A 25,739-nucleotide genomic window follows, 5' to 3' on the forward strand; every position below is an offset into this window, starting at 1 on the left:
CGGGACCCGGGCGCGAGACGGCCGCGTCCACTTCGGGACACCCGGCTCGTCAGCGCACCCGGCCGAAGCGAACGTCGCGCGTGCGACCGTTGGCGACATAGAAGCCGATGACCTGACCGTTGCGGTCCCGCTCGAAGGCGAACGACAGGCCGCCGCCCGAGAACTGATCCTCTTCTCCGGGTTCGAGTTCCTCGCGGTCGAGCCTGCGCTGGTGCAGGACGAGAGCTCCGTCCTCCACCGCGAAGGTGTAGAACGTCTCCAGCTCCTCGCTGAAGAAGCGACCGGCGAAGTCGGCGAGATCCTCCGCCGTCGGCTCCCATGCCTCGGCCTCATCGCCCTCGAGGCGCGTAGCGTGGTTGTCCCCGTTCTGGTGCAGCGTGAGCCCTTCGACGTCGCCCTCCGCATCCCGCAGGAAGGTGACGGAAGCCTCGACCGCGAGCAGGCGGAAGGTCGAGTCGGACGTGGGGACGATCTCGAGCCGCTGCTGGCCCGTGGCCTGCGTGTAGAAAGTGTCGTCTTCGCGCGTGAAGGCGAGGATGAAGTTCGGCGCCGCGTCGAGCGCGTACCGGCCGGCGAACTCGTCGAAGGCCTCGGGGTCGAAGTCCTCGGGATCGAACTCCTCGTCTCCTCCCGCGGCGGCGTCTTCCTCCGCTTCCATCGCGTCCTTGAAGAAGGCCGCCGCGAGTTCGTACGCGACGCCGCTGTTGAACTGCGCGTGGTTGCTCTGGGTGGTGAGGCCGGCGTTGATCTCGGGGAAGAAGACGAACATCGAGCGGTGCGCGACATCGGCCCCCCCGTGGCTCACCCGCTTCAGCCCGCGCTGCTCGTCGACGGAGAGACCGTACCCGTACCCCGTCTCCTCGCCGTCGTTGAGCACGAACGAGGTCATCATCTCATCGATGCTCTCCCGCGTGCCGACCCGCGGGTTCGCGTAGTTCTCGGCCCACGTCTGCAAATCGCCGATCGTGCTGTAGATCGCGCCCGCGCCGACCGCGCCGCCGAGGTCGCCGATTTGGCGGTATCCATCCGGGCCCGGGGTGTAGCCTTCGGACATGTTCGAAACGATGTGCCGCGTGGAGGGGCGCACCATGGTCCCGCTCATCCCCAGCGGCCCGAACACGTTCTCCCGCATGAAGACGGGGAAGTCCTGCCCGGAGGTCCGCTCGACGATCACGGCCGCGAGGCCGAACGCCGTGTTGTTGTAGTTCCACTCGGCGCCGGGCTCGTTCTGGAGGGCGGGCTGCCGCTGGACGATGTCGATGAGTTCCGAGCGGTCGATCCAGTCGCCGTGGTCGAGGCGGCGGCCCGTCATCCGCAGCAGGTTCAGGAACTCGCGCAGTCCCGACGTGTGGGTGATCAGGTGCTTCACCCGAATGGTGTGCTCGAACTCCGGAAGTTCGGGGATGTGCTCGCGGATGTCGTCGTCGAGCGAGAGGAGTCCGCGCTCCGCCTGCAGCATGATCGCGAAGGCGGTGAACTGCTTCGAGGTCGAACCGATGTTCGTCCGCGTGTCCTCCTCGAAGGGGAGGTCGTAGGCGAGGTTCGCCATCCCGTAGGTCTTCGAAAAGAGCGTGCGGCCATCGCGCCACACGCGGACCGCGCCCCCCGGAGAATGCGGTCCGTCAAAGCGGGACATGACCTGGTCCGCCAGTTCCTCCGGGTCCGTCGCGACCGGTTCGCGCCGCAGCAGCGTGATCTCGTAGCGCCCGCCGGCCTTGGCATCGTCTCCCGCGACGAACAGTTCCAGCGTGTGGATGCCCGCGCCGGCCGTCCGCCCGCCGAAGCGTTCGACGCCGCGCCCCAGCCCGCCGAAGCGTCCGGCCTGCGTCCCCTCCGGGTCGAGGACGCGCGCGGTCACGTCGACGGAAATCTGGTTCACCTCGCCGAGGACGAAGTCGTTCTCGGCCGTCTCGATCGTGTAGCGCGCCGTGTCGCCCGCGGCCAGCGTGCCCGCCAACGTCCGGCCGACCTCGAGTTCCGTGTTCTGAGCCGCGATCCCTCCGGCCGAGAGAAGGGCGAGAAGCCCGGCGCAGAGCGCGGAACCAGCGTAACCAAGCGGGTGACGAGGGCGGCGACGGCGACGCGTGTTCAAATGCGTGTTCATCTGGGTAACTCCGGGGGCGGGTTCGATGGAGCGCGCGACAGACGGTAAGGAAGCCGGACTCGAGCGGGCAACCGCAGGACAGGGTCAATGACCTCTCACCGGCGTCACGACGGGCATGGTTCCGCCGCGGCCCGCCTGAGCAACGGCGCGAGATCTCAAGCACTCGTGGGAAGAGTCAGCGCCCCTGCATCGGCTTGGGCCAATTGAAAGTTCAATCTTGAATCGGCTCAACGCTTCACACGGACTCCCAGGAACCCACGGGCACCTCAGGTTTCTCCCTCGGGTGGTGCCGGGTGGTGCCCGGGCGGCGGCAATGGGCGGCGGCAATGGTCGGCGGCAATGGGCGGCGGCACACGCGCATTGGACGCCGTACTCCCTTCCAGCGTCTCGTTGAGCTACCGGTCGCCAACGTCCTTGTTACGCACAGCAGGATCGGATTGCGACCAACCTTCGCCCGCGATCGTGAACAGCCTGAGGCTCGCCGGGTACATCTGCCAGGCCGTATCGTCCAGCACGCGGCTGCTCCACGCCTCCTCGTGGAGTGGGTCGCGCCACAGCACCGTGGTCCGGCCCCCCTCCTCGTAGGGCAGGAACAGGCCGTCAACCGGCTCGATCGCCGGAACGAGCCACACTCCCCGCTCTCCGGCCCGCATGTCCTTGAACCCGGGAGCCCTGACGCCGGGGCGCCCCTCGACGATCCGCGCCATCTCGGCCCGCGTGCTCTCGACCAGCCACCGGGGTACCGGGATGCGGGAGATGCCGACGATCCTGGGCGGCTCGTACTCCAGCTCGATTCGCCACAGGATCGTCTCCATCGCGTCGAGGAGGACGACCTCGCCCTTCCGCCCGCCCGACACCACCAGATTAAAGGCGCCTATTCGGCTCCTCCAGGACGCCTCATACGCCAGCTCCGCGGGAAGCGGGACCTCGCTCGGGATGTTCGGGGGCCGGTCCCCGGCCGCGTACGCCGTGAGCAGGAAGCCCGGCTCAAGGCTCGGTCCGACCGGACCGAGCACATGGTCGACGCCGAATCCGATCGCGGTCGAGATCACTGGAAGCCGCACGGTCTGCGGCTCGCCCTCTCCGGGAGGGAACCGCACCAGCGCTCCGAGGCCGGCGTCGCCTACCCACAACGCGCCGTCCGGTGCGAACTCGACGCGCGACGGGGACGCGACGGGGACTGTAGAACGTCGGGGTCCCCCGGTCCCGAGGGCCCGCCCAGGGTCGCGATATGCTCCCCGTCGGAGCGAAACAATTGGACCCGCCCCGCCCCGCGGTCCGCGATCGCGACCGTGTCCCCGAACAGATCGAACCCGTCAGCCAACTCCAGGAAGAGGTCGTCCGAGAGGACGCCGCCCGGCGGCTCAACATTCGTTCAACGTATCACAGGGATCGGGAGCGGGACCGTAAATCGTAATCGCCGAACTGCAACCGCCGAAGGTCGAAAATTCCTCGATTCGACCATCGGCCATCTTATAAGCGCAGACGGGATCGACCGGCGGCGGGGCGGGCTCCACCGTCCGGGAGCCCGCCCCCGTCGGCGGGATCAGGTGCAGGTGGAGGGATCGACCGTGATCGTGACCGCCTCGGCGGTCAGCGAGTTACGGCTCATCCGCCAGTTGATGAGCGCGTTCGCCCCCAGCCGGCGCGTCTCGACGATGACCTTCTCGAGCGCTTCCCGGAACGTCCCGACCCCGGCGCCGGTGATCGTCGCCTGAACCTGGCCGTGTTCCGCTTCCTTGGGGCAGCGCTCGAGTTCCTGCCAGTTGGTTTCGCAGCGGACGAGGCGCGAGTTCTGCATGTTGATCTGGTTGTCGTCGGCGCCGAAGCAGGCCCATATGCGGTCGTCATCTCCACCGCCGCCGCCGACGCCGGCGAGAGAGAACACCAGGTCCAGGCGGGTGATCTCCTCGGTGAGATTGGCCGTTGTGGCGGCTCCTCCCGTGCCCATGAACGCAGGCTGAACCGAGATCTCGACGCCGAGCGGCACGTAGCACAGCGTGTAGCCGCCGTCCAGCGCGGTCTGGCCCTCCATCTGCCCCTCCTCGCCGTCCTTCTCCCAACTGGCGACGACGGTGGCGCTGGGCAGCCCCATCTGCGTGTCCGGGTCGGAGACGAGTCCCCACAGCGCGCCGGTCATGTCCGGCGAGTCCGGACACACCTCGTTGAGTTCCTGGGCGATGGCGGCGGACCCCGTGAAGGCCAGCGCCGACGCACCCACCGCCATCCCCGAAGCGAATCTTCTCAGCGTCATCGTTTTTCCTCCCCTGCAGCAGCTCTGCGTCAGTTGCGCGCTGCGCGTCAAATCGCGCATCGAATCGCGCGTCAATTGCTCGTGTACTTCGTGAGTCCGCCCTCGGCGGCGGCCCTCGAATTCGGTCCCTCCGCAGCATAAACGTTTCCGTCCGCATCGACCGCGACACCCTCGCCGGCCTCGCCCTGCGGATCGTCGGACTCGTGCGGCGGGATGAAGGCCGTGACCCGGTCCTCCGACGCGTGGCCGATCCGGACGCCGGTCAGCCAGTCCGAGTGCTGGTTGGGGTTCGACTCCGAGTCGATCGCATACACGTTGTCCTCGGCGTCGATGAAGAGTCCGCTCACGCGGCCGTACTGGTAGTGGGTGTCGAGCAGGTTCCCTTCCTGATCGAAGATCTGGACGCGGTGGTTACCGCGATCCGCGACGAAGAGGCGGCCCTGCGAGTCGAACTCCAGCGCGTGCGGCGTCCGGAATTCGCCCGGGCCGTCGCCGATCACGCCCCACTCCATGATGTACTCGCCGTCGGACGAGAACTTGATGATGCGGCCGGTAGAGCCCTCGGGCGGGTTCGCGTTCTGTCCGCTGTGGCCGTCCGAAACGAAGATCGAGCCGTCGGCCGCCGTGATCACGTCGCAGGGTTCGTTGAAGAAGGTACCGGGCTCGCTGCTGCGAACGCCCGTCTGCCCCAGCGTCATGAGCACCTCGCCCTCGGGCGAGAACTTCACGACGGTGTGCCCCTTGTCCTCCGTCCCCTGGGAATCGGTGATCCACACGTTCCCGTCATCATCCACGTGGATCCCGTGCGGAAGAACGAAAAGGCCGGCCCCGAAGCTGGCCAGGATTTCGCCCGTCTCGCGGTGGAACTTGAAGACCGGGTCGACGATGTTCTCGGCGCATCCGCCCGCGAGCGCGATCCCGCCGCAGCGGTCGTACGCCCAGACGTGCCCATCGGTGGGGTCGATGTCGATGCCCGCCGTGGAGCCCCACTCGCGGCCATCCGGAAGCTGGGCCCAATCCTTGATCACGTTGGGCGTGGGGTTCGGGAGACCCGCCGCCGCCGGATCCGCGACCTCGGCCGAATCCATCATCTCGTCTACCGCAGCATCCTCCGCTCCGCAGGCCGCGATGCCAAGGAACGCAGCCCCCAGTGCGGTGAGGTGCGCCAGTCCGGTTACGCGCAGGTTCTTCATGTTTCCTCCCAGCCGTTCAGTGTTGCGCAACCCGTACCCCGCCCCTGCGTCGCCCACATCTCGAAATGTGCCCCCGAACCGTCGATCTGGCCAGAGAATGGGCCGGGTCGCACTTTCGACTCGACGCACGCGGAACGATCAACCCGGAGGCCGGTGCCGATGGCGAACTTCCTGAAGAGACGCGAGCATCGTCGCGCGGAGCGGAATCCCCGTCGCGGGAGCCGTGTCTTGAACGCCCTTCTCGCCCTGGGGCTGGGAACGGTGGCTGCCTGCGCGCCGAACGACGGCATCCCGCGAACGGCCTCGGGACATCCCGACTTCAACGGCATCTGGGCCGCACTCGGAAACGCGTATTGGGACATCGAGCCGCACATGGCGCGTCCCGCACTCGCCATGCGGGAAGGCCCCGTCGTGCCCGTCCCCGCCAACGAGGTCGTCGCGCTCGGCGCCGTGGGGTCCGTGCCGTCGGGGCAGGGCATCGTGGTCGGCGGGAGCATCCCCTACCTGCCGGAAGCCCTGGAGCGGCGCGACGAGAACCGCGAGCGCTGGCTCGAGCGCGACCCCGAGATCCGCTGCTACCTGCCCGGCGTCCCGCGCGCGAACTACATGCATCTCCCGTTCCAGATCTTCCAGAGCGAATCGAAGTTCTTCATCGCCTACGAGTACGCCGGCGCGGTGCGCGACATCTATCTCGAGGATCCCGGTCCGCCACAGGTGGACTCCTGGATGGGCCAGTCGGTGGGGCGCTGGGAGGAGGACACCTTCGTCGTCACCGTGAACGGGTTCAACGGCCAGACGTGGTTCGACCGGGCCGGGAACCACCACGGCTACCGGCTCACGGTCACGGAACGGTGGACGATGCTCGGGCCCGACCATCTCATGTACGAGGCCACGATGGAGGACCCCGAGACGTTCTCGGAGCCGTGGACGATCCGCCTGCCGCTGTACCGGAACGTGGATCCCGACGCGCGGCTGGGGCAGTTCAAGTGCGTCCCCTTCGTGGAGGAGTTGATGTACGGACACCTCCGGAAGACCCCGATCCGGTAGCCGGGGCCTGCGCGCACCGATGAGATTCGCGAATCGTCGACGGCGCCCGCGAGGATTTTCCGCGGTGCTGCTGCTCGGAGCCGGACTCGGGGGCGGATTCGGAGGTGTCTTTCTTGCGGCCTGCGGCGGGACCGGCGGCGTCCCCGCGGGAGACGGGGATGGGTGGATCGTCCCGCGGACTCCGGAGGGGCATCCCGACCTGCAGGGCGACTGGACGAACGGGACCATGACGCCGCTGGAGCGCCCCGAGGGCGAGGCGCTCGTGCTGACGGCGGAAGAGGTCGCGGTCCGCGAGGGCCGGCGCCGGGAGCACATCGACGAACGAAACGCGCCGAGCGACCCGGACCGCGAAGCCCCGCCGGTCGGAGGCGACGGGTCCACGGGCGCGGCCGGGGGCGTGGGCGGCTACAACTACTTCTGGATCGACGCGGGCGACCGGGTCGCCGTGTTCGGCGGCGAGCCCCGAAGCTCTCTCCTCACATACCCGGACGACGGTCGCATCCCCGAACTCACGCCGGAGGGCCAGCGGCGGCGATTGCGGGCCTACGGGCGGCTGGCGGGCGAGTACGACAACCCCGAGAACCGCCCCGTCGGCGAGCGCTGCATCCTCTCCTTCGGTTCCAACGCCGGCCCGCCGATGCTGCCGAACTACTTCTACAACAACAACTACACGATCGTGCAGACGCCCGACCACATCATGATCCTGACCGAGATGGTGCACGATGTCCGCATCATCCGGCTGGGCGAGCCGAAGCCGGCCGCCGACGGGGTGCACCCGTGGTTCGGGGAATCGTGGGGCCGCTGGGCGGGCGACACGCTGGTCGTGCGGACGACGAACCTGAACCCGGACCAGATGGCGGCTTACGTCTACCTGTTCGGCCCCGGCTCCGGGAACATGACCGTGACCGAGCGCTTCACGCGCGCCGACGAACACACGATCCACTACGAGTTCACCGTCGAGGACCCCGACACCTTCACCGACAACTGGGGCGGGGAAGTGCCCTTCACACGACTCGACGGCGCGTTGTACGAGTACGCGTGCCACGAGGGCAACTACGCCCTCTCCAACGTCCTCAGCGGCGCCCGCGCCCAGGAGCGCCGGACGGCTGGCGGATAGTTGGCGAACGTCGCGGAGCGTGATTACTTTGTACCTACGGCGACGAGCTACTCGAGCGGCAACGGTGACGGAGCGAAGCGGAATGGAAACGCGGCTCATTCAGATCGGAAACTCCCGCGGGATCCGAATCCCGAAAGCCTTGATCGAAGCGGCCGGGCTCGATACGCCGCTGCGGCTGAAGGTTGTGGATTCGGGTCTGCTCATCGAACGCGCGGGCAACCCCAGGGATGGTTGGGCGGAGGCGGCGAGAGAGCTTCGCGACCGTGGTGAGAGCGGACTCCTGGATGACCCGTCGCCAACGGTCTTCGATGCTTCCGAATGGGAGTGGGAGTGACGGAACCGCGACGCGGTGACGTGTATCTGGTTGCCCTCGACCCTACCCTCGGCTCGGAAATCAAGAAGACCCGCCCATGCGTCATCGTCTCTCCCGATGACCTGAATCCGACGCTCGGCGCCTATCTCGCGGCGCCGATGACCACGGGCGGCCGTGCCTATGCCTTCCGTATCGCTTGCCGGTTCCGGAACAGAGACGGCTTCGTCGTGGCCGATCAGTTGCGCACCGTCGACCGCGTCCGCCTGACCCGACGAATCGGCCGGTTATCTCACGACGCCATGACCGAGGTTCTCGACGTGCTTCAGCGCATGTTCGCCCCTTGAACCGGGCGCGGTCGCGCAAGGTCGGGCGATCCTGTTATTCTGGATGGAATCGTGGAAGAGCCGGCGTCCCGGAGCCGGGTCGTGCACGTAAGAGACAGGGGTGAGATCGATGCGGAAGCTGCCTCTTTATCTCCTGGCGGGCGGGGTCGCGCTGGCGGCGGCGGCGCCGCTGATCGCGCACCACGCCTTCGGCGCCGAGTTCGACCGGAACGCCCCCATCCGGCTCCAGGGCGCCGTCGTGCGGCTCGAGTGGGTGAACCCCCACACGTGGATTCACCTCGAGGTCGACACCGATGACGGATCGGAGGTCTGGATGGTCGAGGGCGGGACGCCGAACACGCTCCTGCGCCGCGGCCTGCAGCGGGACTGCCTCGCCCCCGGCACCGAACTCATCGTGGACGGCTACCAGGCCAAGGACCACTCGCTCAAGCGCGCCAACGGACGCGACGTCACCTTCACCGACGGCAGCAAGTTCTTCATGGGCTCGTCCGGCGCCGGCGCTCCTCCCGGGGGCGCGCCGAGGCCGAACGATCCCGGCTACGAAGGCAACCCCTGCCAGCCGCCCCCGGGTTGGGAAGGCGAGGTCGTGGAGGTCACGAGCCACAGCATCCTCGAGGAGCACGACTAGCGCACGGATCCCGTCCGCGCGCGAGATCCGTAGGGACGCGGTTCAGGCCGAGAAACCGATCCAGCGCCCGGCGGCGGCCACCGTGAACCAGAGACCCAGCGAAATGAAGGCGATGAGCCGCGTGCGCCAGTCCGCCCGTTCCGGGGCCGCGGCCACGATCCACTTCCGGGCTCCGAAGGTGAACGAGAGCGCGACCGGCAGCGAGATCATCTTCACCCAGAAGGACGTGTTGTAGTAGCACTTCACGGCTTCCGACAGGAACAGCGGGATTCCGGTCAGGAACATCAGCGCCACCCCGCCTACGAGCCACGGATGCGCGTGCCGCACGACGCTCGCGATCGGCTGGCGCGTGAGCCCCGCCCCCCAGAGCCGGAGGTCGGCGAGGAGCAGCGCCCCGCCGAGCAGACCCAGCCCCAGCAGGTGGACGGCCTCGATGACCGGGAACGCCCAGATCGACTCGCGCACGACCGTCCCGAGCCCCGTGTTCTCAAGCCGCTCGAAGAAGGGGAGCCACGCTTCCGGCGCGAACTGACGCCCGCCCATCAGTCGCCCGCCACGGCGCAGCCCGCCAACCGGTTGACCCAACCCGGCTGTCCGGGGATGTCGCAGTCGAACCAGTTGTAGGCGATGAGCCGGCCCGCCACGATGATGAGCGCCCACGCTGCGAGCGAGACGGCGCCCGCCGCCCGCGCCCGCCCCGGGAGGACGGGGAGGCGTTCCCACTCGACGACGCGGCGGTGGATCCCCCGGTGGAAGAGGAAAGCGTTGAGTCCGGCCACCACGAACAGCAGCACTTTCAATCGAAAGAAGATGTTGTGGTAGTAACGGACCGGGTTGGAGTAGAAGATGAGAGACCCCGTGACGACCATGACCGTGAATCCGATCCGGGTCCACGGGAGGAGGCGGCCGGTGACCTCGGAGACGGGCACGCGCCGCATCGTCCAGCCCAGCAGCCGGAGGTCGTTCATCATCACGGTGCCGAAGAAGAGGGCCACCGCCAGGACATGGGAGGATTCGATGAGCGGCCACGCGAGCGTGGATTCCAGCAGGGCGATGCTCCAGGGGGTGCTCCCCAGCCACTCGAGGAATCGTTCCATGGGCCGGCGGGGCTAGCGCCCGCCTCCGCCGCGTGGGTCGCTCGGTCGGAGGGTCTCCGTCGCGTACCGGGCATGGCAGTCGCGGCAGGCGTAGTAGACCTCCGCGCCGGCGTCGAACACCGCGTCGGCGTTTCGGCGGTCCACGGCGTCGAGCGCCAGACGGCCGGTTTCGACCATCGTCCGCGAGTGGGCCATCCAGTCGCCTCGGTCGCGCGCGCGTCCGTCCATCATCAGCAGGTTGCCGGATTCGGCGAGGACGAAGGCCGCGTTGCGGAGCGAGGTCCAGTCCTCCTCGGTCAGCGGCCGGAACTGGTGCACGCCCTCCTCGGTGAGGACCTCGCCCACGCCGTCCCAGTAGGCCTCGGCGGCGGGTTCGAGCACGGCGACCATCAATTTCTGCATGTCCGCGACCGGGATCGGGCGCTCCGGCGCTTCCCCGGTGCACCCGGCGGCGACCCAGAGGGCGAGGAGCGGCAGCCTGGAGTTCTTCATGGGCCGGGAACCTATTCGCGCCGCTGCGGCCCGCGCTACGAACCCGGCCAGCGGCCGACGTCCGTTTCACGTTCCGAATGGTTGCGATTCTCCCGCGCACGAACCTACGGTGCGCCACACGGGCTGTCCCCTCATTCCCGGAAGGTGGTTCATGCGTACACGTTCATACGCCCTCGCGGCCGTCGCGCTTTCGCTGGGCATCCTCGCACCGGCACTGCAGGCGCAGGAGCCCGTCGGCGAAGCGGAGGATCCGGTCGCGACCCTCGTCGCCCGACTGACGCTCGACGATTACAAGACGACGCTCAAGGGGTTGACGCAGTTCGGCGACCGGCGCCAGGGAACGCAGCGCAACCGTGACGCCGTGGACTGGATCGAAGCGCAACTGCAGGCGTTCGGCTGCACGAACACGGAGCGGGTCTTCTACACCTATCCGCCCCCGCCCCCACCCGATGCGGCCCCCCGCGGCACGCCGCCCCGCCGCGGCGCCCGCCAGCGTCCGCCGCCGAACGCGGGAGACCTGACGACGCAGACCGGGGGTCGCGTGGGACGGCGCGGTCCCGGCTCGGGCGGGAGCACGATCTTCGGCTACCGCGGCCCGACCGGCGTGAACCGTGACCTCATGGCGCAGCCCGACGAGCGCATCCGCGAACTCAACCGCGAGGAGCCCGTCGACGGCGACCGGTCCCAGGTCTACTGCACGAAGGTGGGGACGACGCGCCCGGACGAGATGTACATCATCGGCGCCCACATGGACGGCCACGGCGTGAACGAGGCGGTGAACGACGACGGCTCCGGCACCGCCCTCGTCATGGAACTCGCCCGAATCTTCAGCGCCCCGGACGTACAGACGGAGCGCTCGATCCGTTTCGTCCTCTGGAACAACGAAGAGACGGGCCTCAACGGAGCCCGCGCCTACGTCGCCCAGCGCCAGGCACTGCAGGGGATCGAGGACCCGCCCGGTTCCGGCCAATACCCCGAGCCGCGCTGGTTGGGGATGGTGCAGCACGACATGATGCTGTGGGATCACGGCGCCCCCGGGGCCGATGGCCTGGTGAGCCGGGACCAGCGGCCCGAGGCGGACGTCAACATCGAGTTCCAGTCCAACTCCGAGCGGGCGGACGACTCGATGAAGCTCGCCTTCTTCTTCAAGGCCGCGAACGAAGACTACGCGACCGACTATCCGGCCGCGGTCGGGCCCCACATGACGAACACCGATTCCACGCCGTTCATGGACATCGTGCCGGCGATCAGCCTGCGCGAGAACGAGCGGGGCGCGCAGGTCGGCGCCGGGTGGGACCCGAACTGGCACCAGCCGACCGACGTGTGGACGACCTACACGGACGACGACTTCCGGCTCGGCCTCAACGCCGCGCAAACCACGCTCGCCGCGATCGCCCAGCTGACCGGCGCCAGGCTCGACAACTGATGCGGCCGGCTGCGATCAAGTGGCTTCCGATGCCTGGAGCTAAGCGCGGGCCCGGCGCCACCTCGCGCGAAGACCCGGAGCTACGCCGGGATGATTCGCGGGTTGCTAATGCAGCACTCTCAGCGACCGCAGGTGCGCCGCCACCGGCCCGTTCATGAGCGGCCGAATGCGGTATCCGGCTTCCGGCGCGGGCGGGCTTCCCGGCACTGCCTCGATCACTCTCAGGTCGGCCATCGTCCGGAAGAGGTGCCGCCCCTCCGGCGGCGACCCGCGCGCTACCTCGCAATACTCCGCTACCGTGAGGGCGCCGTGATCGAGGATGGCCTTGAGCGCGAAGCTCTGCTCGACATCGATCGCGTCCACGAAGGGGGGCGGCACGTCGAGCGGCTGCACCAGCAGGCTCCCCTCGACCGTGCGGAAGTCCGCGGAGCGCAGCCAATGAAAGAGTGCCAGGCGGATCGACCCGAGCGACGCCCGGTGCAGCTTCTGGAAGTAGTCGGCCTCGATGAGCCGCCGGTGCCTATCGGTCCCCCGCAGGCTGCGGGTCCGGCGGAGCAGCATCTCGTGCCCGGTGCGCGACTCGACGTACTTCAGCGGGAGTCCGCTGAGACGGTGACGGGCCAGGATCGCGCGCTTCAATTCGTCGGGAGAGAGGGCGTTCAGTACGACGCGCTCGATGTCGGCCACCCACGCGGGAGACCGTTTCTCGGCCAGCTGCCAGGCGGAGGCCGCCATCGAAAGCACCCAGAAGACCCTGGATTCCGTGAGGGCGGTCAAGGTCAGGAAGCGCTCGAAGAGCCGGCCGCCGCCCGGGACGCGCATGTGAAGCTGCTCGGCCCCCTCCAGAACAACCGCCTGCGGCAACGAGCCCTCGGGAGCGTCGAGCACGCGGCCTGCGAGTGAATCCAGATCCGGTGCGCCCTCGATCCCGAGCCGGCCCGCCAGCCAGCCCGCGAGTCCGGACTCCTCGCGCACCCGCTCGCGCAGCGTGTGCCGCACGATGCCCGAGCGATCGCCGCCCGGCGGGCCTTCCCCGCCTTCCCCGCCCAGCTTCCGGGCCACGACATTCAGAAAGCTCGTGACGCCGGCGCTCTGAGGCGCGATGACCATCATCGACCGAGCGTCCCCGGTCCCCCTGCGGTGCCACGCCGCCAGGACTGCTGCCACCGCGCCGTCCCTCCCCGCCAGTAGCCGCGGGTCGTCCAGCGGCTCGAAGGAGAACAGCCGTCGGTAGACGACGGGGAGGTTGCCCGGGACCTCGTCCGCGAACGCCAGTGTGCGCGCCCGGCGCTCCGCGCGGCTCTGGACATCCGTCCCGATTCCCAGGGCGCGCCGGACGGGCCACAGGCGGCCCATAACGGTGCGGAGCACGCCCGACACGCCGCTCCCCGCGCGGGAGACCCGCGCCTGCCAGCGCTCACGGAACCCCGCCGCCTCCGTCGCAGCGCGCGTGCGCGCGGCAAGGTAGTGGGCGGTCACCGGATCCGCCGTGGCCCTCCGGAGGAGGTATTCCAGCCCCCGGGCGACCTCCGTGTTGGCCTGGGCGATGGCATCGGTCAGGGCGTCGAAGAGAAGCCCCCGCGCCGCTTCCACCTTCTCTCCGGCGCGATCGAGTCCGTCCGTGACCATTTGAACCGGGTCGGCGGCCGCACTTCCGCGCTCGGACAGCTCCGCGACCGCCGCTTCGTAGCCGTACGCGGACACCTCCCGCAGCTCCGCAACCATCAGATGCGCGCGCGCCACCGCCTCCGATACAGCCGATGGGGCCGAGCGGATCCGCAGGCTCCGGCGCGCATCGAACGCCTGCAGCGCCGCGTCGCGCAGCCGAACGGCGCGGCCGCCGCCGCCCGGGCGCCGAACCGGTACCCCCGACGGCGGGATCCGGCGCAGGATCAGGGACTCCGGCATTCGCGATGCGGCCGCCTCCACCCGCTTCAGCGCCTCGTCGGCGTCGCGCGTCAGTGCTGCGAGCAGACGCGCCGGATCCTGAAGGCGGCCCTCGACCGCGCCCAGGTCGTCCACCGTCTGCTTCCCCGCGCGCTTCAAGTCCCTCGCGAGCCCGGGCCCGCGGCCGGCCAGTCGCACTGTGCGTTTGCGCCCCCTGTCGAGACAGGCCTCGATCTCGGAGAGAACCGCGTCGATTCCCCGCACGGCGTCCCTCCATCCGGCGGTGAGATCGCGGCGAATCCCCCGGATGTCGTCCCAGGCGTCGAGGAGCGTCCCGCAGAGTTCCAGGCGCGCCGCGCTCTCGCCCGCCCGCCGGTCCCAGCGCCTGGCCTTCTCGGCGGCCCGGGGGGTCCGGCCCGCGCCCGCGGGGCTGACGCTTTCCCCCCCGACAAAGGTCCCGGCGATGGCCACGGCAGCGCGGAGGGTGGCCTCCGAAGGGTCCAGGTCCTCGCCCTTCGCGCGTCCCGGGGAGAGCGGCACGCCTTCGGTCAGGGCACGGACCCTCCGCTCAAGTCGCTCGCCAGCCTTCGGGACCCCCGAGCCGGCTCCGGCGACCTCCCCCCCCGCCGACGCGAGCACGACCAACAACCACTCCGACCACGCGCGTTCGAGATCCGCCAGCCAGACCGCGCGCAGGCGTTGACTGTCGCGCAAGGCCCGCGCCTGGTGGGGCAGCACGACCCGGTCCAGGTGGCGGCGCGCGACCCGGGCCACCGGAACCTTGCGTTCCTCGCGCCGCCAAACGATCGGCCGCAGCGCTCGGGCGCAGACCCGCTTGAGGGTCGTCCAGAGCCCCAGCCCCAGGCCGGGGCCCCCACGCAGCGCCGTGGGCGAGAGTGGCGCCTCAGCTTGCGCCGGGAGCTGGTCCGCTGCTGCCGCGGCATCGGCAGCGGCACGCGCGATGGACGCCTCCAGACTTGCGGCCACGCCGGGGTCGCCGAGCGCCGCGCGGACGGGGCTGAGCACGCCTTCGGCGACGGCCCGGAGATAATGGGCAACGGCCTCGGCGGCATCTCGGTCTCCGGACGCCGCCGCGGCCACGTCCGCCAGCGCCGGCTCGTGCGCGGCCAGTCCCGCTTCCAGCGCCCGCCGCACCGGGAGCCAAAACTCGCGCTCATGACGCCGCCAGACCTCCCGGAAGGGAGCGTGCGCAACAGCGGAGATCTGCTCGACGATCTCGCGGTCCGTGGAGCGGGCCGGGCCCACCCGGTCACCCGCCGCGTCCGCGGTACTCCGCGTGCCCTCGCTCACCCCGCCCCTGCTTCCGCACGGGCCCCGGCCGTGCCCGGCTCCACCCGCGGGTACCATTCGTCCTCCGGCATCAGCCCGGCCGCGCGGAAGCCCTCCCGCGCGCGCTCGGTCACGTCGCTCTGGAAGATGAATTCGAAGCGTGGGTCGAGCACGTAGGCGCGAACCTTCACCCGTGTCACGAAGGTGGTCCGGAAGTCGTCCCGCACCAGGACCACGATGGGCTTGCCAAGGAAGACGTACTTCGAAATCACCGCCGCCTCGAAGGCGATCTCCTTCGCCTTGCGCTCGTCCACCCGCCCGGGCAGGTGCAGATTCGTCTCCACCTGGCAGTTGAGCCGCCCCGCATTGGCATTTGCCACCTGCTCCTCGACCACCTGCGAATTCGGGATGGACACCAGGTTGTCGTCGTCGGTCAAGACCCGCGTGGAGCGGAGCCCGATCGAGACCACTTCGCCGTAGGTGCCGCCGACCGAGATCTTGTCGCCCACCTGGAAGGGCTGGTCGAAGACGACGGTCAGGCCGCCGATCACGTTCTTGAGCACGTCCTGGACCGCGACCGCGATCCCCACGCCCAGCGCGGCACCGGCCGCGATGATCCCCTGGGCGTCGACCCGGAAGATGTTGTTGACGATCAGGTACACGGCGATCGCCCAAAGCACCAGGCGGGTGATCGGAATCATCCACTTGAAGGAAAGCCGCCGCGCGGCACTGCGTTCGGCAAGCGTGTCCAGCACCCAGATCGCCGCGCGGATCAGGAAGTGAAAGAAGAGGATGACGATCAGCGAGAGCGCGATGCCGAGCCCGATGCTGCGCACGTCCTCGGTGGCTTCCTCGAGGTCCGGCAGTTCGAGTCCCAGGGGAGGGTCGGGAGGCTCCTGCGTGTCGGCGGCGGGGGACTCGCCGGGCACCTGAAGGGCGGCTGCGGACGAGGCGGCGCCCAGTGAATCGAGGCGCGAAAGGATGAGCTGCTGGGCGGTGGCGATCTCGGCGAGCCGCGCCGCCAGGGAGTCGATGGCGGTGGGGGAGGGGGGCTGTTGGACGGGCTCGATGGACTCTGCCGGGGCGGACTGCGCCGAGGCCGTGTCGATGAGAGCCGGGACAGTCGCGGCTGGGGCCGCCTGGCCCGGGTCGACCTCGACCTCGGGCGGTGGAGCCTCGGTGCAGGCTGCCAGCGTGAGGAGGAGGACGGGCGGCAGGGAGGAGGGGCGGCGTGGGGTGGAGCCTCGTTCGGTCACGTGGGGGTGGTCTCGTGGCGCCATGTTGGTTGGTCCCGGCAATCGGTCGGTCGCTGGCCAGGGAATAGAGTCCCGGGCTGGCCTCAGGGCCATGGTCGGAGACGCCGTGCTCTGCCGCTTCGAAGCAGTCACTCGTTGCGGTAGACCCTCAGAATCCGCACCGGCGGGGTCAGTTGCTGCTCCTCGTACGGTGCCCGGTGGATCGCGAGCACCACATCCATCCCGTCCACCACGCGCCCGAAAGCCGCGAAGCCTTGTCCGTCGGGGTTCCGCATGCCGCCGAAATCGAGCGACGGCTGGTCGCCGATGCAGATGAAGAAGCTCTGCGTCGCGGTGTCGGGGCCGCCGCGGGCCATCGAGATCGTCCCGTCCTCGTGCGGGATCCCTGTTTCGGAAGTGCGTTCCAGCGCGATGGGCGGAAACGATTCGGTCTCCGTCTCCGGGTTCCGCCCACCCTGGACGACCGCGATCCGGATCGAATCCTCCGGCTGGTTCTCCGCGTGTACGGTCCGGAAGAAGGTGCCGTCGTCGTAGAGCCCGCCGTCCGCGTAGCGCAGGAAGTTGGTCGCGGTGACGGGAGCCCGCTCGATGTCGACCTCCAGTTCGAACGCACCCAGCTCCGTCTCGACGACGACCCGGACGGGGTCCTCCGCCGGGGGCGGATCGGCGCGGCAGCCCGCGGACCCGAAGCAGAGCGCCAGAAGAACCGCGGTTGGCACGCATCGAGTTCGCACGCTTTGTCCCTCCTTTTTGCTGACCTGATCGGCACAACCTTACATTTTCGAACCCACCCGGGGCGACCTCACCCGCGAACCGGCGGCCTGCATGCACTCCCAGCGTGAGCGACAGCGATGAGCGAAACGAAGCCCGGTCCGACGTCACCCACCGCCGGTAGCCGGCGGAAATTCGTCAAATCCGTAGCGGCCGGCTCGCTGCTCGCGGCCGGCGTGCCATCGCGCCTGGCCGCGTCGGATTCGGCGATCCGCCGGACGATGGGCCGCCGCGTCCGGGAGCGTCGGGTCGCGCCCTCCGACCGCATCGGACTCGGCATCATCGGGGCCGGGGGCATGGGCATGGCCGATGTCCAGACCGCGCTCCGCATCCCGGACGTGGAACTCGTGGCCGCCTGCGACGTGTTCGACGGAAGGCTCGAGGCCGCCCGCGAGCGTCACGGAGACATCTTCACCACCCGCGACTACCGGGAAATCCTCGCCCGAGACGACGTGGATGCCATCATTGTGGGCACGCCCGACCACTGGCACCAGCCGGTCTCCGTTGACGCGCTCCGCGCCGGGAAGGCCGTCTACTGCGAGAAGCCGATGGTCCACCGGATCGAGGAGGGGCACGACCTCATCCGCGCCGAGCGGGAGTCCGGGTGCGTCTTCCAGGTCGGAAGCCAGGGGATGAGTTCGCTCGGCAACGAGAAGGCGAAGGAACTGTACGAGGAAGGGGCGATCGGCGAACTCAACTATGCCGAAGGCTTCTGGGCCCGCAACGACCCCATCGGAGCGTGGCAGTACCCGATTCCGGCGGCGGCCTCCGAGGAGACCGTCGACTGGAAGGGCTTCCTCGGACCCGCCCCCGACCGGCCGTACGACCCGCTGCGGATCTTCCGCTGGCGCAACTACCGGGACTACGGGACCGGCGTGGCTGGCGACCTCTTCGTCCACCTCTTCTCGAGCCTCCACTTCGTCGTGAGTTCCCGCGGCCCGACGCGGATCCAGGCCGCCGGAGGGCTCCGCTACTGGAAGGACGGGCGCGAGGTGCCGGACGTCCTCCTGGGCGTCTTCGATTATCCCGAGACCGAGACGCACCCCGGGTTCAACCTCTCTCTGCGCGTCAACTTCGTGGACGGGACCTCGGGCAGCACCTTCCTGAGACTGGTGGGGAGCGAGGGCGCGATGGACGTGACGTGGACCGAGGTCATCCTCCGCAAGAACGTGGCGGTGGATCCGATGGACGCCTTCTCGCAGGAGAAGATGGCCGAGGCGTCCGCGTCGGCGGACGGGCTCCCGCCGCGGGTCCGCATGCGCCCGCCGGCCGAGGCTCGGTACGAGGTCGAGCGCGGGTATCGCGGGGCCCACGTCGACCACTTCTTCAACTGGTGCGAGGCGATACGCGGCGGACCGCCCGTGCGGGAAGACGCAACGTTCGGCCTCCGCGCGGCGGCGCCGGCGCTCGCCTGCAACCTGTCCTACTTCGAGGACCGTATCATGCGCTGGGACCCCGACGCCATGAGGCTCGTCTGATGCGCGCCCCGCGACGATTCCGGCGCCCGGCGCCCGGCCTCGGCGGGCGCTCCGGCCCCGCACTCGCCGGGACGCTGACCTTGGCCCTCGCCGCCCTCGGCTGCGCCCAGGCCCCCGAGACTCCGTCGGACATGGGGGAGACGGACGCGGCGGAGACGCCGCCCAACGCCCTCACGGACGCGGAGCGCGAGGCCGGCTGGCGCCTCCTCTTCGACGGGGAGACGACGAGCGGATGGCGCGGCTACAACCGCGAGGCCTTCCCCGACACCGGCTGGGCGGTGATCGACGGTGCGCTCGTCGTGGGCGCGACCGCGACGGACCCCGACGTGGCGGTGGGCGGGGACATCGTCACCACCGAATCCTTCTCCGACTTCGATCTCAAGTTCGAGTTCATGCTCTCCGAAGTGGCCAACAGCGGCGTCCTCTACCGGGTGATCGAAGAGGAGGGCGCCGCGATCTGGTTCAACGCGCCCGAATACCAGGTGCTCGACGACACCGCGTACATCGAGATGGGCACGATGGACATGCGCACGCACCTGACCGGCGACAACTACGACCTCCACGCCTCGGGCGAGAAGACGCTCCGGGGACCCGGCGAGTGGAACGAAGGCCGGATCCGCATCCAGAACCACCTCGTCGAGCACTGGCTGAACGGAACGAAGACGGTCGAATACGAACTGGGGTCGCGCGAGTGGGAGGCGCTCGTCGCGGCGAGCAAGTTCGCGCCGTATCCCCGGTACGGCCGGGCCGCCTCCGGACCGATCGGCCTCCAGGACCACGGGCGCAACGTCTGGTACCGGAGCATCCGGATCCTCCCTCTTGAACCCGTCTCTCTCTTCAACGGCGAAGATCTCGAGGGATGGCGCGTGCACGGGACGGAGCGCTGGTACGTGGAAGACGGAGAGGAGGGCGGGGAACTCGTGTGCGAGAGCGGCCCGGACGCGGAGTACGGTTATCTGGTCACCGAGGAGACGTACCGCGACTTCGACCTCACGGTCGAGTTCAGGCAGGAGGCGGATGGCAACAGCGGCGTCTTCCTGCGCTCGAGCGTGGAGGGGACGACCGTCAGCGGCTGGCAGGCCGAGGTCGCGCCCCCCGGGCTGTTCACCGGCGGCATCTACGAGTCGTACGGCCGCGGCTGGCTCGTGCAGCCCGACCCGGAACTGGACGCCGCGCTCCGCATGGGCGATTGGAACACGATGCGGATCCGGGCGGAGGGCGACCGCGTCGCCACCTGGCTGAACGGCACGAGGATGGTCGACTTCGAGGACGAGGCGATCGGCGCGGCCGAGGGCTCCATCGCGCTCCAGATCCACGACGGCGGCGGCATCAAGGTCCGCTGGCGCAACCTGCGCCTCACGGAACTGGTAACGCCCCCATGATCCGAGGAGATGAGATCCGAGTTCCCTGCGTTGCGTTCGTGACGCTGTTGGCGGCTTGCGGCGGCGAAACCGGCGCGGCGTCGGCTCCGCCGCCGGAGGAGGACCGTCCGCTCGAGGCCGGTTTCGAGGAGGTGTACCGGATCGGCGGGATCGCGGCGGAGGGATGGGAAGCGTTCACCGAGATCGCGGACCTGGATTTCGACGCGAGCGGCCGGCTCTACATCCGCGACGAAACCGGATCCTCCACCCGCATCGCGGTCGTGGACGGGATCGGAGGTCTGGTGGCGGAATTCGGGCGCATGGGCGACGGTCCGGGCGAGCTTCGCGACGTGGAACACATGGTGGCACGGCCCGGGGGCGGGGTCGTCATCGTCGACGACAGGCACCGCGCGTATCTCCTGTTCGGCCCCGAAGGGTCGTTCGAGCGCGCGATCCGTTTCGCGATCGAGGGCGCCTCCGAGACCGCCTCCGCGGAGACCGTGCGCTCTGCCCGGGAGGGGGAAACGCTGTTCCTGACGCGAAGTCCGGCCGCGAGCTTCAGCGGCGGGGAGGTGTCCGTCGAGACCGGTGACCGCACCATCTACCGCGTGTCGCTCGACGAGGCGGACGAGGCCGTCGCGGGGCCGTTCGCGGAAGGGTGGGAGGCGCGCCCGGAGCGCGAGGTCACGATGGAGGCCGCGGATCCGTCGGACATGTTCGGTGCTCTCGGCGACGCGTTCGCCGGTTTCGTGCCCGGCCTCGTGTTCGATGTCCTCCCCGGCGGGGGCGTGGCGTATTCGGATTCCTCCGCGTACGCAATCAAGATGCAGTCGGCCTCCGGTGCTCCGGAGCGCGTTGCGAGCCGCCCCCTCCGCCCCGAGCCCGTCACGGAGCCGCTCCGGGAGCGCGCCCGGGCCCGGATGGTGGAAGCCATGGAGTCCTCGGCTACGGGAGAGGTAAACGGCCGGTCGCTGGACGATCTTCCGCCGGCCCTTCGCGCGGAAGTGGCGGCCATGTTGGAGGAGATGATGGCCGGCATGCGCGACGCGGTGGCGAATGCGGGGTTCATGCCGGAAGTGCCCATCGTGCGGGACCTGAGGACGACCTGGGAGGGGATGATCTGGGTGCAGCGCTGGGGGAGCGATCCCCTGGACCAGATCGATGCGCAGGTCGCGACCGCGCGCGGAAACCCGGAGGGGGAGCCGGGGGCCGCGGGCTGGATCGATGTCCTGACCCCGGAGGGTGAGTACGTCGGCACTGGTCGCTCGATGAGACTCCCATGCCCGACGCGTTCGGGCCCGGAGGCCTCGTCGCCTTCGTCGAAACGGATGAGTTCGACGTCCCGACCATCATCGTGAAGCGGCTCCCGGGGGCTGTCCACCTGGAACTGGGGTCGTCGGCTCGGGGCGCCGCGGGCGGCGGTCGTTAGCGGAGCGTTTGACCCGGCCTTTGCCCGTCGCGTACCCTTTTTGCGAGAGAGCCCTCCCGCAAGGAGCCATGTGATGCCGCACACGATGCGCACTCTTTCCTTCGTCCGGAGATCTTCCGTCCCGGCAGGCCTCATGTTGCTCTCCGCCGGGGCCTTGGCGGCGCAGAATGGCGGGCCCGCCGGGACGGCGCGCCACGTCGCAACGGATGCGCGGGGCGCCGGGGCTGCCGATGTGACGTTCAGCCGGGACATCGCGCCGATCCTGCAGCGGGCCTGCGTTCGCTGCCACCGCGACAACGGCGTGGCTCCGATGCCGCTCGTCACGTACGACGACGTCCAGCCTTATGCGAGCATGATCGCGCGCCGGACCCAGATTCGGGACCGGGCCGGCGCCATGCCGCCGTGGTACGTCGAGAAAGACATCGGGATCCAGCATTTCAAGGACGACATGTCGCTCGACGAACGGGAGATCGCGGCGCTCGACGCGTGGCGACGCGCCGGTGCCCCCGAAGGAGACCCCGCCGACCTGCCTCCTCCGCTCGAGTTCAATGACGACGTGCTGTGGGCCGCGGGCGAGCCGGACCTGATCGTCCGCCTGCCCGAGGTACTGGTGAAGGGCGACGCACCGGACTGGTGGGGGGACATCGAGAGCGTGCCCACGGGTCTCACCGAGGACCGCTACGTGAAGTCCGTCGAGATCCGCGAGGTGAACGACGTGCCGCAGCGCAGGGACGGGGAACACGGCGGGCGCCACACGGTCGGCGGCCGCTTCGTCGTCCACCACATGATCTGGAGCACGCGCGTGCTCCAGGGCCAGGAGACGGGTTCCGGCTCGCGGCGCGCCTCCAGCGACACCGGCTGGCCGGTGCACGAAGTCGGCCGCGAACCCGACCTCTTCGACGACGACGCGGGCCGGCTGCTCAGGGCGGGTTCCTCGGTGGTGTCGAATTCCGTCCACCTCCACTCCAATGGCCGCGACACGCGTGCCCACCTCGAGATCGGGTTCCGCTTCCATCCGGACGATTACGAGCCGAAATACCGGCGGACCATCCTCGGCCTCGGCAACGGCAGCGACATCGACATCCGGCCGGCCGTGGCGGGACAGGAACTCCACGCCTACAAGGTGCTGAACCAGCACACCAAGATCGTCACCTTCGAGCCGCACCTGCACGCCCCGGGCATGCGCATGTGCCTCGAGGCGATCTGGGGCTTCAACGTCGAAACGCTGAACTGCGTCGGCTACGATCACAACTGGGTCCGGGGCTACACCTACGCGCAGGACCACCAGCCGCTCCTCCCGAAGGGGACCGTCCTCCACATCATCGGCTACATGGACACCTCGGAGGCGAACCGGAACGTCCCGGACACCCGCAACTGGCAGGGCTCGGGGAACCGTTCGGTGGCGAACATGTTCATCGATCTCGGCATGCGCGTGGAGATGTCGGACGAACAGTTCGTGGAGGAGATGGCGATGCGCCGGCACCGGCTCGCGCTCGGCCCCAACGACCACGTCGTCGGCTGCCCGCTGTGCATGGTGATCCCCGCCAACGGCGACATGAGCTACTTCGCGGGCGCCGAGTGGGCCCGGCCCGATGCCGCCGTCGAAGCCGAGTCCGAGTCCTCCGGCGCCGGCGAGTCGGGGTCCGGGGACGGCCGCGACCCCGGCGGCGACCGCCGGGAACGGTAATCGTGGCCGAACCGGTTTCCATGCCCCGGGTCGCGCGGCCCGGGGCGCCGGCCGCGCCGCTCCTTGCGCTGGTCCTCGCCGTGTCCGCGCTTCCCGCCGACTCCGCCGCCCAGACCTACGCGCGCGGTCGGAACGTGGCCCCGGCGTTCGAGGGATGGGAGCAGAACGAGGACGGGTCGTTCAACTTCCTGTTCGGGTACATGAACCGGAACTGGCTCGAGGAGCTGGACGTCCCCGTGGGCGAGCACAACATGTTCTCGCCGGGTCCCGCCGACCGTGGGCAGCCGACGCACTTTCTCCCGCGCCGCAACCGCTTCGTGTTCAAGGTTCGCGTCCCCGCCGACTGGGGCGACCGGGAACTCGTGTGGACGCTGACGAGCCACGGGGTCACCGAGCACGCCTACGCATCGCTAAGGCCCGACTACATCGTGGACAACACGGTGGTCATGTCCGAGACCGGCGCGCTCGGCGCGGGGTCCAGCAACGCCGAGATGCGGGCCAACGAGCCGCCGAAGATCACGCTCGAGGGTGAGCGCACCCGGGAGGCGATCGTCGGCCAGCCGGTGACGGTGAGCGTCATCGTGGAGGACGACGGCCTGCTGCGAGCGTTCCGCCAGGGGCCGCCCGATCCGCCGGAGACGGCGGAGGACTCCGCGCGGGTCGACTCGATCGCGAACGCCCACCCGAGCTTCAGCGGCCGGCAACTGCGGCCCCCGTCGCGAGTGACGGTGCAGAAGGTCAACGGCCTCTTCATGTCGTGGTTCGTCTATCGCGGGGAGGGGGAGGTGACGTTCGATCCGCCGCAGGTGAAGGTGTGGGAGGACACGCGCACGGGCGCGAACTCGCCCTGGGCGCCACTGTGGCGCCCCCCGGACCTGCCGGAAGACGACCGCTGGACGGTGACCGTGACGTTCTCCCGGCCCGGGACCTACATCCTCCGCGGCCGCGCCGACGACGGCGGCCTGTTCGCCGACGAGGAAATCACCGTGGTGGTGCGCCCCGCCGCCAGCTGAATCTGCCGGACGGAAGTAGGCTGGGCGGAGCCGGGGCCGGGTCTTCCCGCTGCGGCTCTCCACCGCTTCCGCGAGGACCTTGATGCGCACGGAGGAATCCGTTCCTGATGGGAGGGAACCATTCCCCGACGGGGGGGGGTACATATCTATGTGATCGGGGTCGGAAACCACCATAACCAAAGGAGTGTGCCTCGATGATCAGCCTGCGAAGGACTCTTCAAGCTCTCCTCCTCGCCGCCTGCATGGCGGCCACCGGTATCGCGAGCAATGCGTCTGCGGCGATTAGCGGCGATTGCGACGACGACTGCCCTTGGGATAGCAGCGGCTATCTGTCCAGTTGTAACGACGACGATGTCGGCGGGATCTGGTGCGACTATTCGGACGGTCACTACTATTATAGTCTCGGAGGTAGTTGCTGAACCGAGGCGAACCGGTCGGTTCGGTGAGGATGCGCCCCTTGGGTTTCGTGCATCGTCCACGGCAGCATGTGCGGCGCGGCTTGGCGTTCGCCCAGTCTGATCGATCCCTCTCCGTTGCGGGCATCTGCGTGCTCCTGTCCTCGTGCTCTAGTGCGGAGCCGGAGCCGCTGGGGCGTGCGGTGACGCTTGAGCGCGTTCGAACGGTCGTGCGCCAGGACGCGACTGCGGAGACTGCCTGGCTCAGTCGACCCTCGGGATTGCACTACGACGCCAGCAGGGACCGACTCTTCGCTTTGGATCGCGATGACCAGCGCGTGCTTGAATTCACAACCTCCGGGGAGTTCGTTGGCGCTTTCGGCCGGCACGGTGAGGGTCCGGGCGAATTACGCAACATCAAGGCGGTTGGGATCGCGGCCGGGAGTGTCGTTGTGCTGGACCAGGGGAACAGCAAACTCCTCGTCTTCGACCGTAAGACGCGCGAGCTAGCGACCGAGGTCCGGCTGACGGGACGTGTTCCGAACAACATGGCCACGGTCGGCGACACTCTCGTCGCCGTGGTTCCCGGCCCTGACGGAAACCTGTTCGAGTTGTTTTCTCCGGACGGGCGCAGCCTGGGCGCGTTCGGCGATGGCGGCTTTCTTGGCGGGTATCCGGGCTATCTCATCGCGGACATTGGGAGCGGTCTGATCGTCGTCGTCAGGCCTGAACTCCCCGAAGGTCGGATCTATCGGTTGGATGGATCACCGGTTGAGATCTTCGTGTTCTCGGAGTTGAGTCATGTGCTGGCGGAATGGCGGGACACCTTTGCCGAAAACGTCTGGCGCCGAATGGGTGCGCTTGCCTCGGCCGACGCCGGACGCATCTCTGCGGGGAAGCGGTACGTGACAAGCCTTGGTGCGGCAGGAGATGGTTTGTTCTTCGTCGTGGCCGTGCCGGAGAACCTTGACGTTACTCCCAAGGAGATGTGGATTCTCGACAGTAGAGGCCGAGTCAAGCAGCGATACGCGTTCGACCGGCCGTGGGTCGGTGGCCTGACCGCCTCGTTTCCGCGCATTTTCGCGGCAGGGCAGGAAGACGAATACGGGATCCACGAATACCGGATCCCCTGACTTCTTGTCGCGGGGCTTGCGCGG

The 25,739-nt window shown here is 69.1% G+C and carries 22 protein-coding genes; 12 read left to right on the forward strand and 10 right to left on the reverse strand.

Features of this window, described 5'->3' with window-relative positions; all coding sequences use genetic code 11:
* Window positions 1-49: 49 nt before the first annotated feature.
* The 4 genes from ACOGXI_RS01525 to ACOGXI_RS01540 form a co-directional block, all read right to left on the reverse strand.
* On the reverse strand, window positions 50-2,104 hold the full coding sequence (locus ACOGXI_RS01525) for a serine hydrolase (protein WP_419937144.1): 2,055 nt from the start codon (window positions 2,102-2,104) through the stop codon (window positions 50-52).
* Between the two features lie 395 nt (window positions 2,105-2,499).
* Window positions 2,500-3,204, reverse strand: coding sequence for a hypothetical protein (locus ACOGXI_RS01530; protein ID WP_419937145.1), 705 nt, complete (start codon window positions 3,202-3,204; stop codon window positions 2,500-2,502).
* A gap of 446 nt (window positions 3,205-3,650) precedes the next feature.
* Window positions 3,651-4,358 carry a hypothetical protein gene (locus ACOGXI_RS01535; RefSeq protein WP_419937146.1) on the reverse strand — a complete coding sequence of 236 codons (708 nt, stop codon included), beginning with the start codon at window positions 4,356-4,358 and terminating at the stop codon, window positions 3,651-3,653.
* 71 nt (window positions 4,359-4,429) lie between these two features.
* The gene (locus ACOGXI_RS01540) at window positions 4,430-5,551 is read right to left on the reverse strand and encodes a peptidyl-alpha-hydroxyglycine alpha-amidating lyase family protein (RefSeq protein ID WP_419937147.1); all 1,122 of its coding nucleotides are present in this window, start codon (window positions 5,549-5,551) and stop codon (window positions 4,430-4,432) included.
* A gap of 228 nt (window positions 5,552-5,779) precedes the next feature.
* Between ACOGXI_RS01540 and ACOGXI_RS01545 the strand changes: the two genes are divergently transcribed.
* The 5 genes from ACOGXI_RS01545 (at window position 5,780) to ACOGXI_RS01565 (ending at window position 9,000) form a co-directional block, all read left to right on the forward strand.
* Window positions 5,780-6,598: a hypothetical protein gene (locus tag ACOGXI_RS01545; RefSeq protein ID WP_419937148.1), complete on the forward strand. Its 819-nt coding sequence runs from the start codon at window positions 5,780-5,782 to the stop codon at window positions 6,596-6,598.
* Window positions 6,599-6,662: 64 nt separating this feature from the next.
* Window positions 6,663-7,715, forward strand: a complete 1,053-nt coding sequence (locus ACOGXI_RS01550; protein WP_419937149.1) for a hypothetical protein — start codon at window positions 6,663-6,665, stop codon at window positions 7,713-7,715.
* 82 nt (window positions 7,716-7,797) lie between these two features.
* On the forward strand, window positions 7,798-8,049 hold the full coding sequence (locus ACOGXI_RS01555) for an AbrB/MazE/SpoVT family DNA-binding domain-containing protein (RefSeq protein ID WP_419937150.1): 252 nt from the start codon (window positions 7,798-7,800) through the stop codon (window positions 8,047-8,049).
* Window positions 8,046-8,372: a type II toxin-antitoxin system PemK/MazF family toxin gene (locus ACOGXI_RS01560; protein WP_419937151.1), complete on the forward strand. Its 327-nt coding sequence runs from the start codon at window positions 8,046-8,048 to the stop codon at window positions 8,370-8,372. The genes ACOGXI_RS01555 and ACOGXI_RS01560 overlap by 4 nt, the downstream gene beginning before the upstream one ends.
* Window positions 8,373-8,481: 109 nt before the next feature.
* Window positions 8,482-9,000, forward strand: coding sequence for a DUF6152 family protein (locus ACOGXI_RS01565; protein ID WP_419937152.1), 519 nt, complete (start codon window positions 8,482-8,484; stop codon window positions 8,998-9,000).
* 42 nt (window positions 9,001-9,042) lie between these two features.
* Here the strand turns inward: ACOGXI_RS01565 and ACOGXI_RS01570 are convergent, their stop codons facing one another.
* From ACOGXI_RS01570 to ACOGXI_RS01580, 3 genes are read right to left on the reverse strand one after another with little or no spacing between them, the layout of a single operon-like run.
* Window positions 9,043-9,543: a DUF6644 family protein gene (locus ACOGXI_RS01570; protein ID WP_419937153.1), complete on the reverse strand. Its 501-nt coding sequence runs from the start codon at window positions 9,541-9,543 to the stop codon at window positions 9,043-9,045.
* A complete protein-coding gene (locus ACOGXI_RS01575; RefSeq protein WP_419937154.1) occupies window positions 9,543-10,097 on the reverse strand; it encodes a DUF6644 family protein in 555 nt (184 codons plus the stop codon). Before ACOGXI_RS01575 ends, ACOGXI_RS01570 begins: the two co-directional genes overlap by 1 nt.
* 12 nt (window positions 10,098-10,109) lie before the next feature.
* Complete coding sequence (locus ACOGXI_RS01580) at window positions 10,110-10,589, reverse strand: hypothetical protein (protein ID WP_419937155.1); 480 nt, start codon at window positions 10,587-10,589, stop codon at window positions 10,110-10,112.
* Window positions 10,590-10,740: 151 nt separating this feature from the next.
* On the opposite strand from ACOGXI_RS01580, the gene ACOGXI_RS01585 reads away from it, so the two are divergent.
* Window positions 10,741-12,015, forward strand: coding sequence for a M28 family metallopeptidase (locus ACOGXI_RS01585; protein ID WP_419937156.1), 1,275 nt, complete (start codon window positions 10,741-10,743; stop codon window positions 12,013-12,015).
* A gap of 105 nt (window positions 12,016-12,120) precedes the next feature.
* On the opposite strand, the gene ACOGXI_RS01590 is transcribed toward ACOGXI_RS01585, so the two are convergent.
* The 3 genes from ACOGXI_RS01590 to ACOGXI_RS01600 form a co-directional block, all read right to left on the reverse strand.
* Window positions 12,121-15,213 carry a hypothetical protein gene (locus ACOGXI_RS01590; RefSeq protein ID WP_419937157.1) on the reverse strand — a complete coding sequence of 1,031 codons (3,093 nt, stop codon included), beginning with the start codon at window positions 15,211-15,213 and terminating at the stop codon, window positions 12,121-12,123.
* Window positions 15,210-16,448, reverse strand: coding sequence for a mechanosensitive ion channel domain-containing protein (locus ACOGXI_RS01595; protein ID WP_419937158.1), 1,239 nt, complete (start codon window positions 16,446-16,448; stop codon window positions 15,210-15,212). Before ACOGXI_RS01595 ends, ACOGXI_RS01590 begins: the two co-directional genes overlap by 4 nt.
* A 128-nt stretch (window positions 16,449-16,576) precedes the next feature.
* Window positions 16,577-17,182, reverse strand: coding sequence for a peptidylprolyl isomerase (locus ACOGXI_RS01600; RefSeq protein ID WP_419937159.1), 606 nt, complete (start codon window positions 17,180-17,182; stop codon window positions 16,577-16,579).
* A gap of 117 nt (window positions 17,183-17,299) precedes the next feature.
* Here ACOGXI_RS01600 and ACOGXI_RS01605 point away from each other — a divergent pair, with 117 nt between their 5' ends.
* The 6 genes from ACOGXI_RS01605 to ACOGXI_RS01630 all read left to right on the forward strand — a co-directional run bounded on the left by ACOGXI_RS01605 (window position 17,300) and on the right by ACOGXI_RS01630 (window position 25,715).
* Window positions 17,300-18,697, forward strand: a complete 1,398-nt coding sequence (locus ACOGXI_RS01605; RefSeq protein ID WP_419937160.1) for a Gfo/Idh/MocA family protein — start codon at window positions 17,300-17,302, stop codon at window positions 18,695-18,697.
* Complete coding sequence (locus ACOGXI_RS01610) at window positions 18,697-20,079, forward strand: 3-keto-disaccharide hydrolase (protein WP_419937161.1); 1,383 nt, start codon at window positions 18,697-18,699, stop codon at window positions 20,077-20,079. The genes ACOGXI_RS01605 and ACOGXI_RS01610 overlap by 1 nt, the downstream gene beginning before the upstream one ends.
* Window positions 20,076-21,416: a hypothetical protein gene (locus ACOGXI_RS01615; RefSeq protein WP_419937162.1), complete on the forward strand. Its 1,341-nt coding sequence runs from the start codon at window positions 20,076-20,078 to the stop codon at window positions 21,414-21,416. Before ACOGXI_RS01610 ends, ACOGXI_RS01615 begins: the two co-directional genes overlap by 4 nt.
* 144 nt (window positions 21,417-21,560) lie before the next feature.
* A complete protein-coding gene (locus tag ACOGXI_RS01620) occupies window positions 21,561-23,174 on the forward strand; it encodes a hypothetical protein (RefSeq protein WP_419937163.1) in 1,614 nt (537 codons plus the stop codon).
* Between the two features lie 2 nt (window positions 23,175-23,176).
* The gene (locus ACOGXI_RS01625) at window positions 23,177-24,187 is read left to right on the forward strand and encodes a hypothetical protein (protein WP_419937164.1); all 1,011 of its coding nucleotides are present in this window, start codon (window positions 23,177-23,179) and stop codon (window positions 24,185-24,187) included.
* A gap of 412 nt (window positions 24,188-24,599) precedes the next feature.
* Entirely contained in the window at window positions 24,600-25,715 is a 1,116-nt protein-coding gene (locus tag ACOGXI_RS01630) for a 6-bladed beta-propeller (protein ID WP_419937165.1), read from the forward strand.
* Window positions 25,716-25,739 lie beyond the last annotated feature (24 nt).

It is taken from the genome of Candidatus Palauibacter sp. (assembly GCF_965208055.1).
In the GTDB taxonomy this organism is placed as follows: Bacteria; Gemmatimonadota; Gemmatimonadetes; order Palauibacterales; family Palauibacteraceae; genus Palauibacter.

What these genes read in the sequence shown, in the direction of transcription:
- ACOGXI_RS01525 (WP_419937144.1), bottom strand. Translation starts at nt 2,104, where the DNA reads ATGAACACGCATTTGAACACGCGTCGCCGTCGCCGCCCTCGTCACCCG.
- ACOGXI_RS01535 (WP_419937146.1), bottom strand. Translation starts at nt 4,358, where the DNA reads ATGACGCTGAGAAGATTCGCTTCGGGGATGGCGGTGGGTGCGTCGGCG.
- ACOGXI_RS01540 (WP_419937147.1), bottom strand. Translation starts at nt 5,551, where the DNA reads ATGAAGAACCTGCGCGTAACCGGACTGGCGCACCTCACCGCACTGGGG.
- ACOGXI_RS01555 (WP_419937150.1), top strand. Translation starts at nt 7,798, where the DNA reads ATGGAAACGCGGCTCATTCAGATCGGAAACTCCCGCGGGATCCGAATC.
- ACOGXI_RS01565 (WP_419937152.1), top strand. Translation starts at nt 8,482, where the DNA reads ATGCGGAAGCTGCCTCTTTATCTCCTGGCGGGCGGGGTCGCGCTGGCG.
- ACOGXI_RS01570 (WP_419937153.1), bottom strand. Translation starts at nt 9,543, where the DNA reads ATGGGCGGGCGTCAGTTCGCGCCGGAAGCGTGGCTCCCCTTCTTCGAG.
- ACOGXI_RS01575 (WP_419937154.1), bottom strand. Translation starts at nt 10,097, where the DNA reads ATGGAACGATTCCTCGAGTGGCTGGGGAGCACCCCCTGGAGCATCGCC.
- ACOGXI_RS01580 (WP_419937155.1), bottom strand. Translation starts at nt 10,589, where the DNA reads ATGAAGAACTCCAGGCTGCCGCTCCTCGCCCTCTGGGTCGCCGCCGGG.
- ACOGXI_RS01585 (WP_419937156.1), top strand. Translation starts at nt 10,741, where the DNA reads ATGCGTACACGTTCATACGCCCTCGCGGCCGTCGCGCTTTCGCTGGGC.
- ACOGXI_RS01605 (WP_419937160.1), top strand. Translation starts at nt 17,300, where the DNA reads ATGAGCGAAACGAAGCCCGGTCCGACGTCACCCACCGCCGGTAGCCGG.
- ACOGXI_RS01610 (WP_419937161.1), top strand. Translation starts at nt 18,697, where the DNA reads ATGCGCGCCCCGCGACGATTCCGGCGCCCGGCGCCCGGCCTCGGCGGG.
- ACOGXI_RS01615 (WP_419937162.1), top strand. Translation starts at nt 20,076, where the DNA reads ATGATCCGAGGAGATGAGATCCGAGTTCCCTGCGTTGCGTTCGTGACG.
- ACOGXI_RS01620 (WP_419937163.1), top strand. Translation starts at nt 21,561, where the DNA reads ATGCCGCACACGATGCGCACTCTTTCCTTCGTCCGGAGATCTTCCGTC.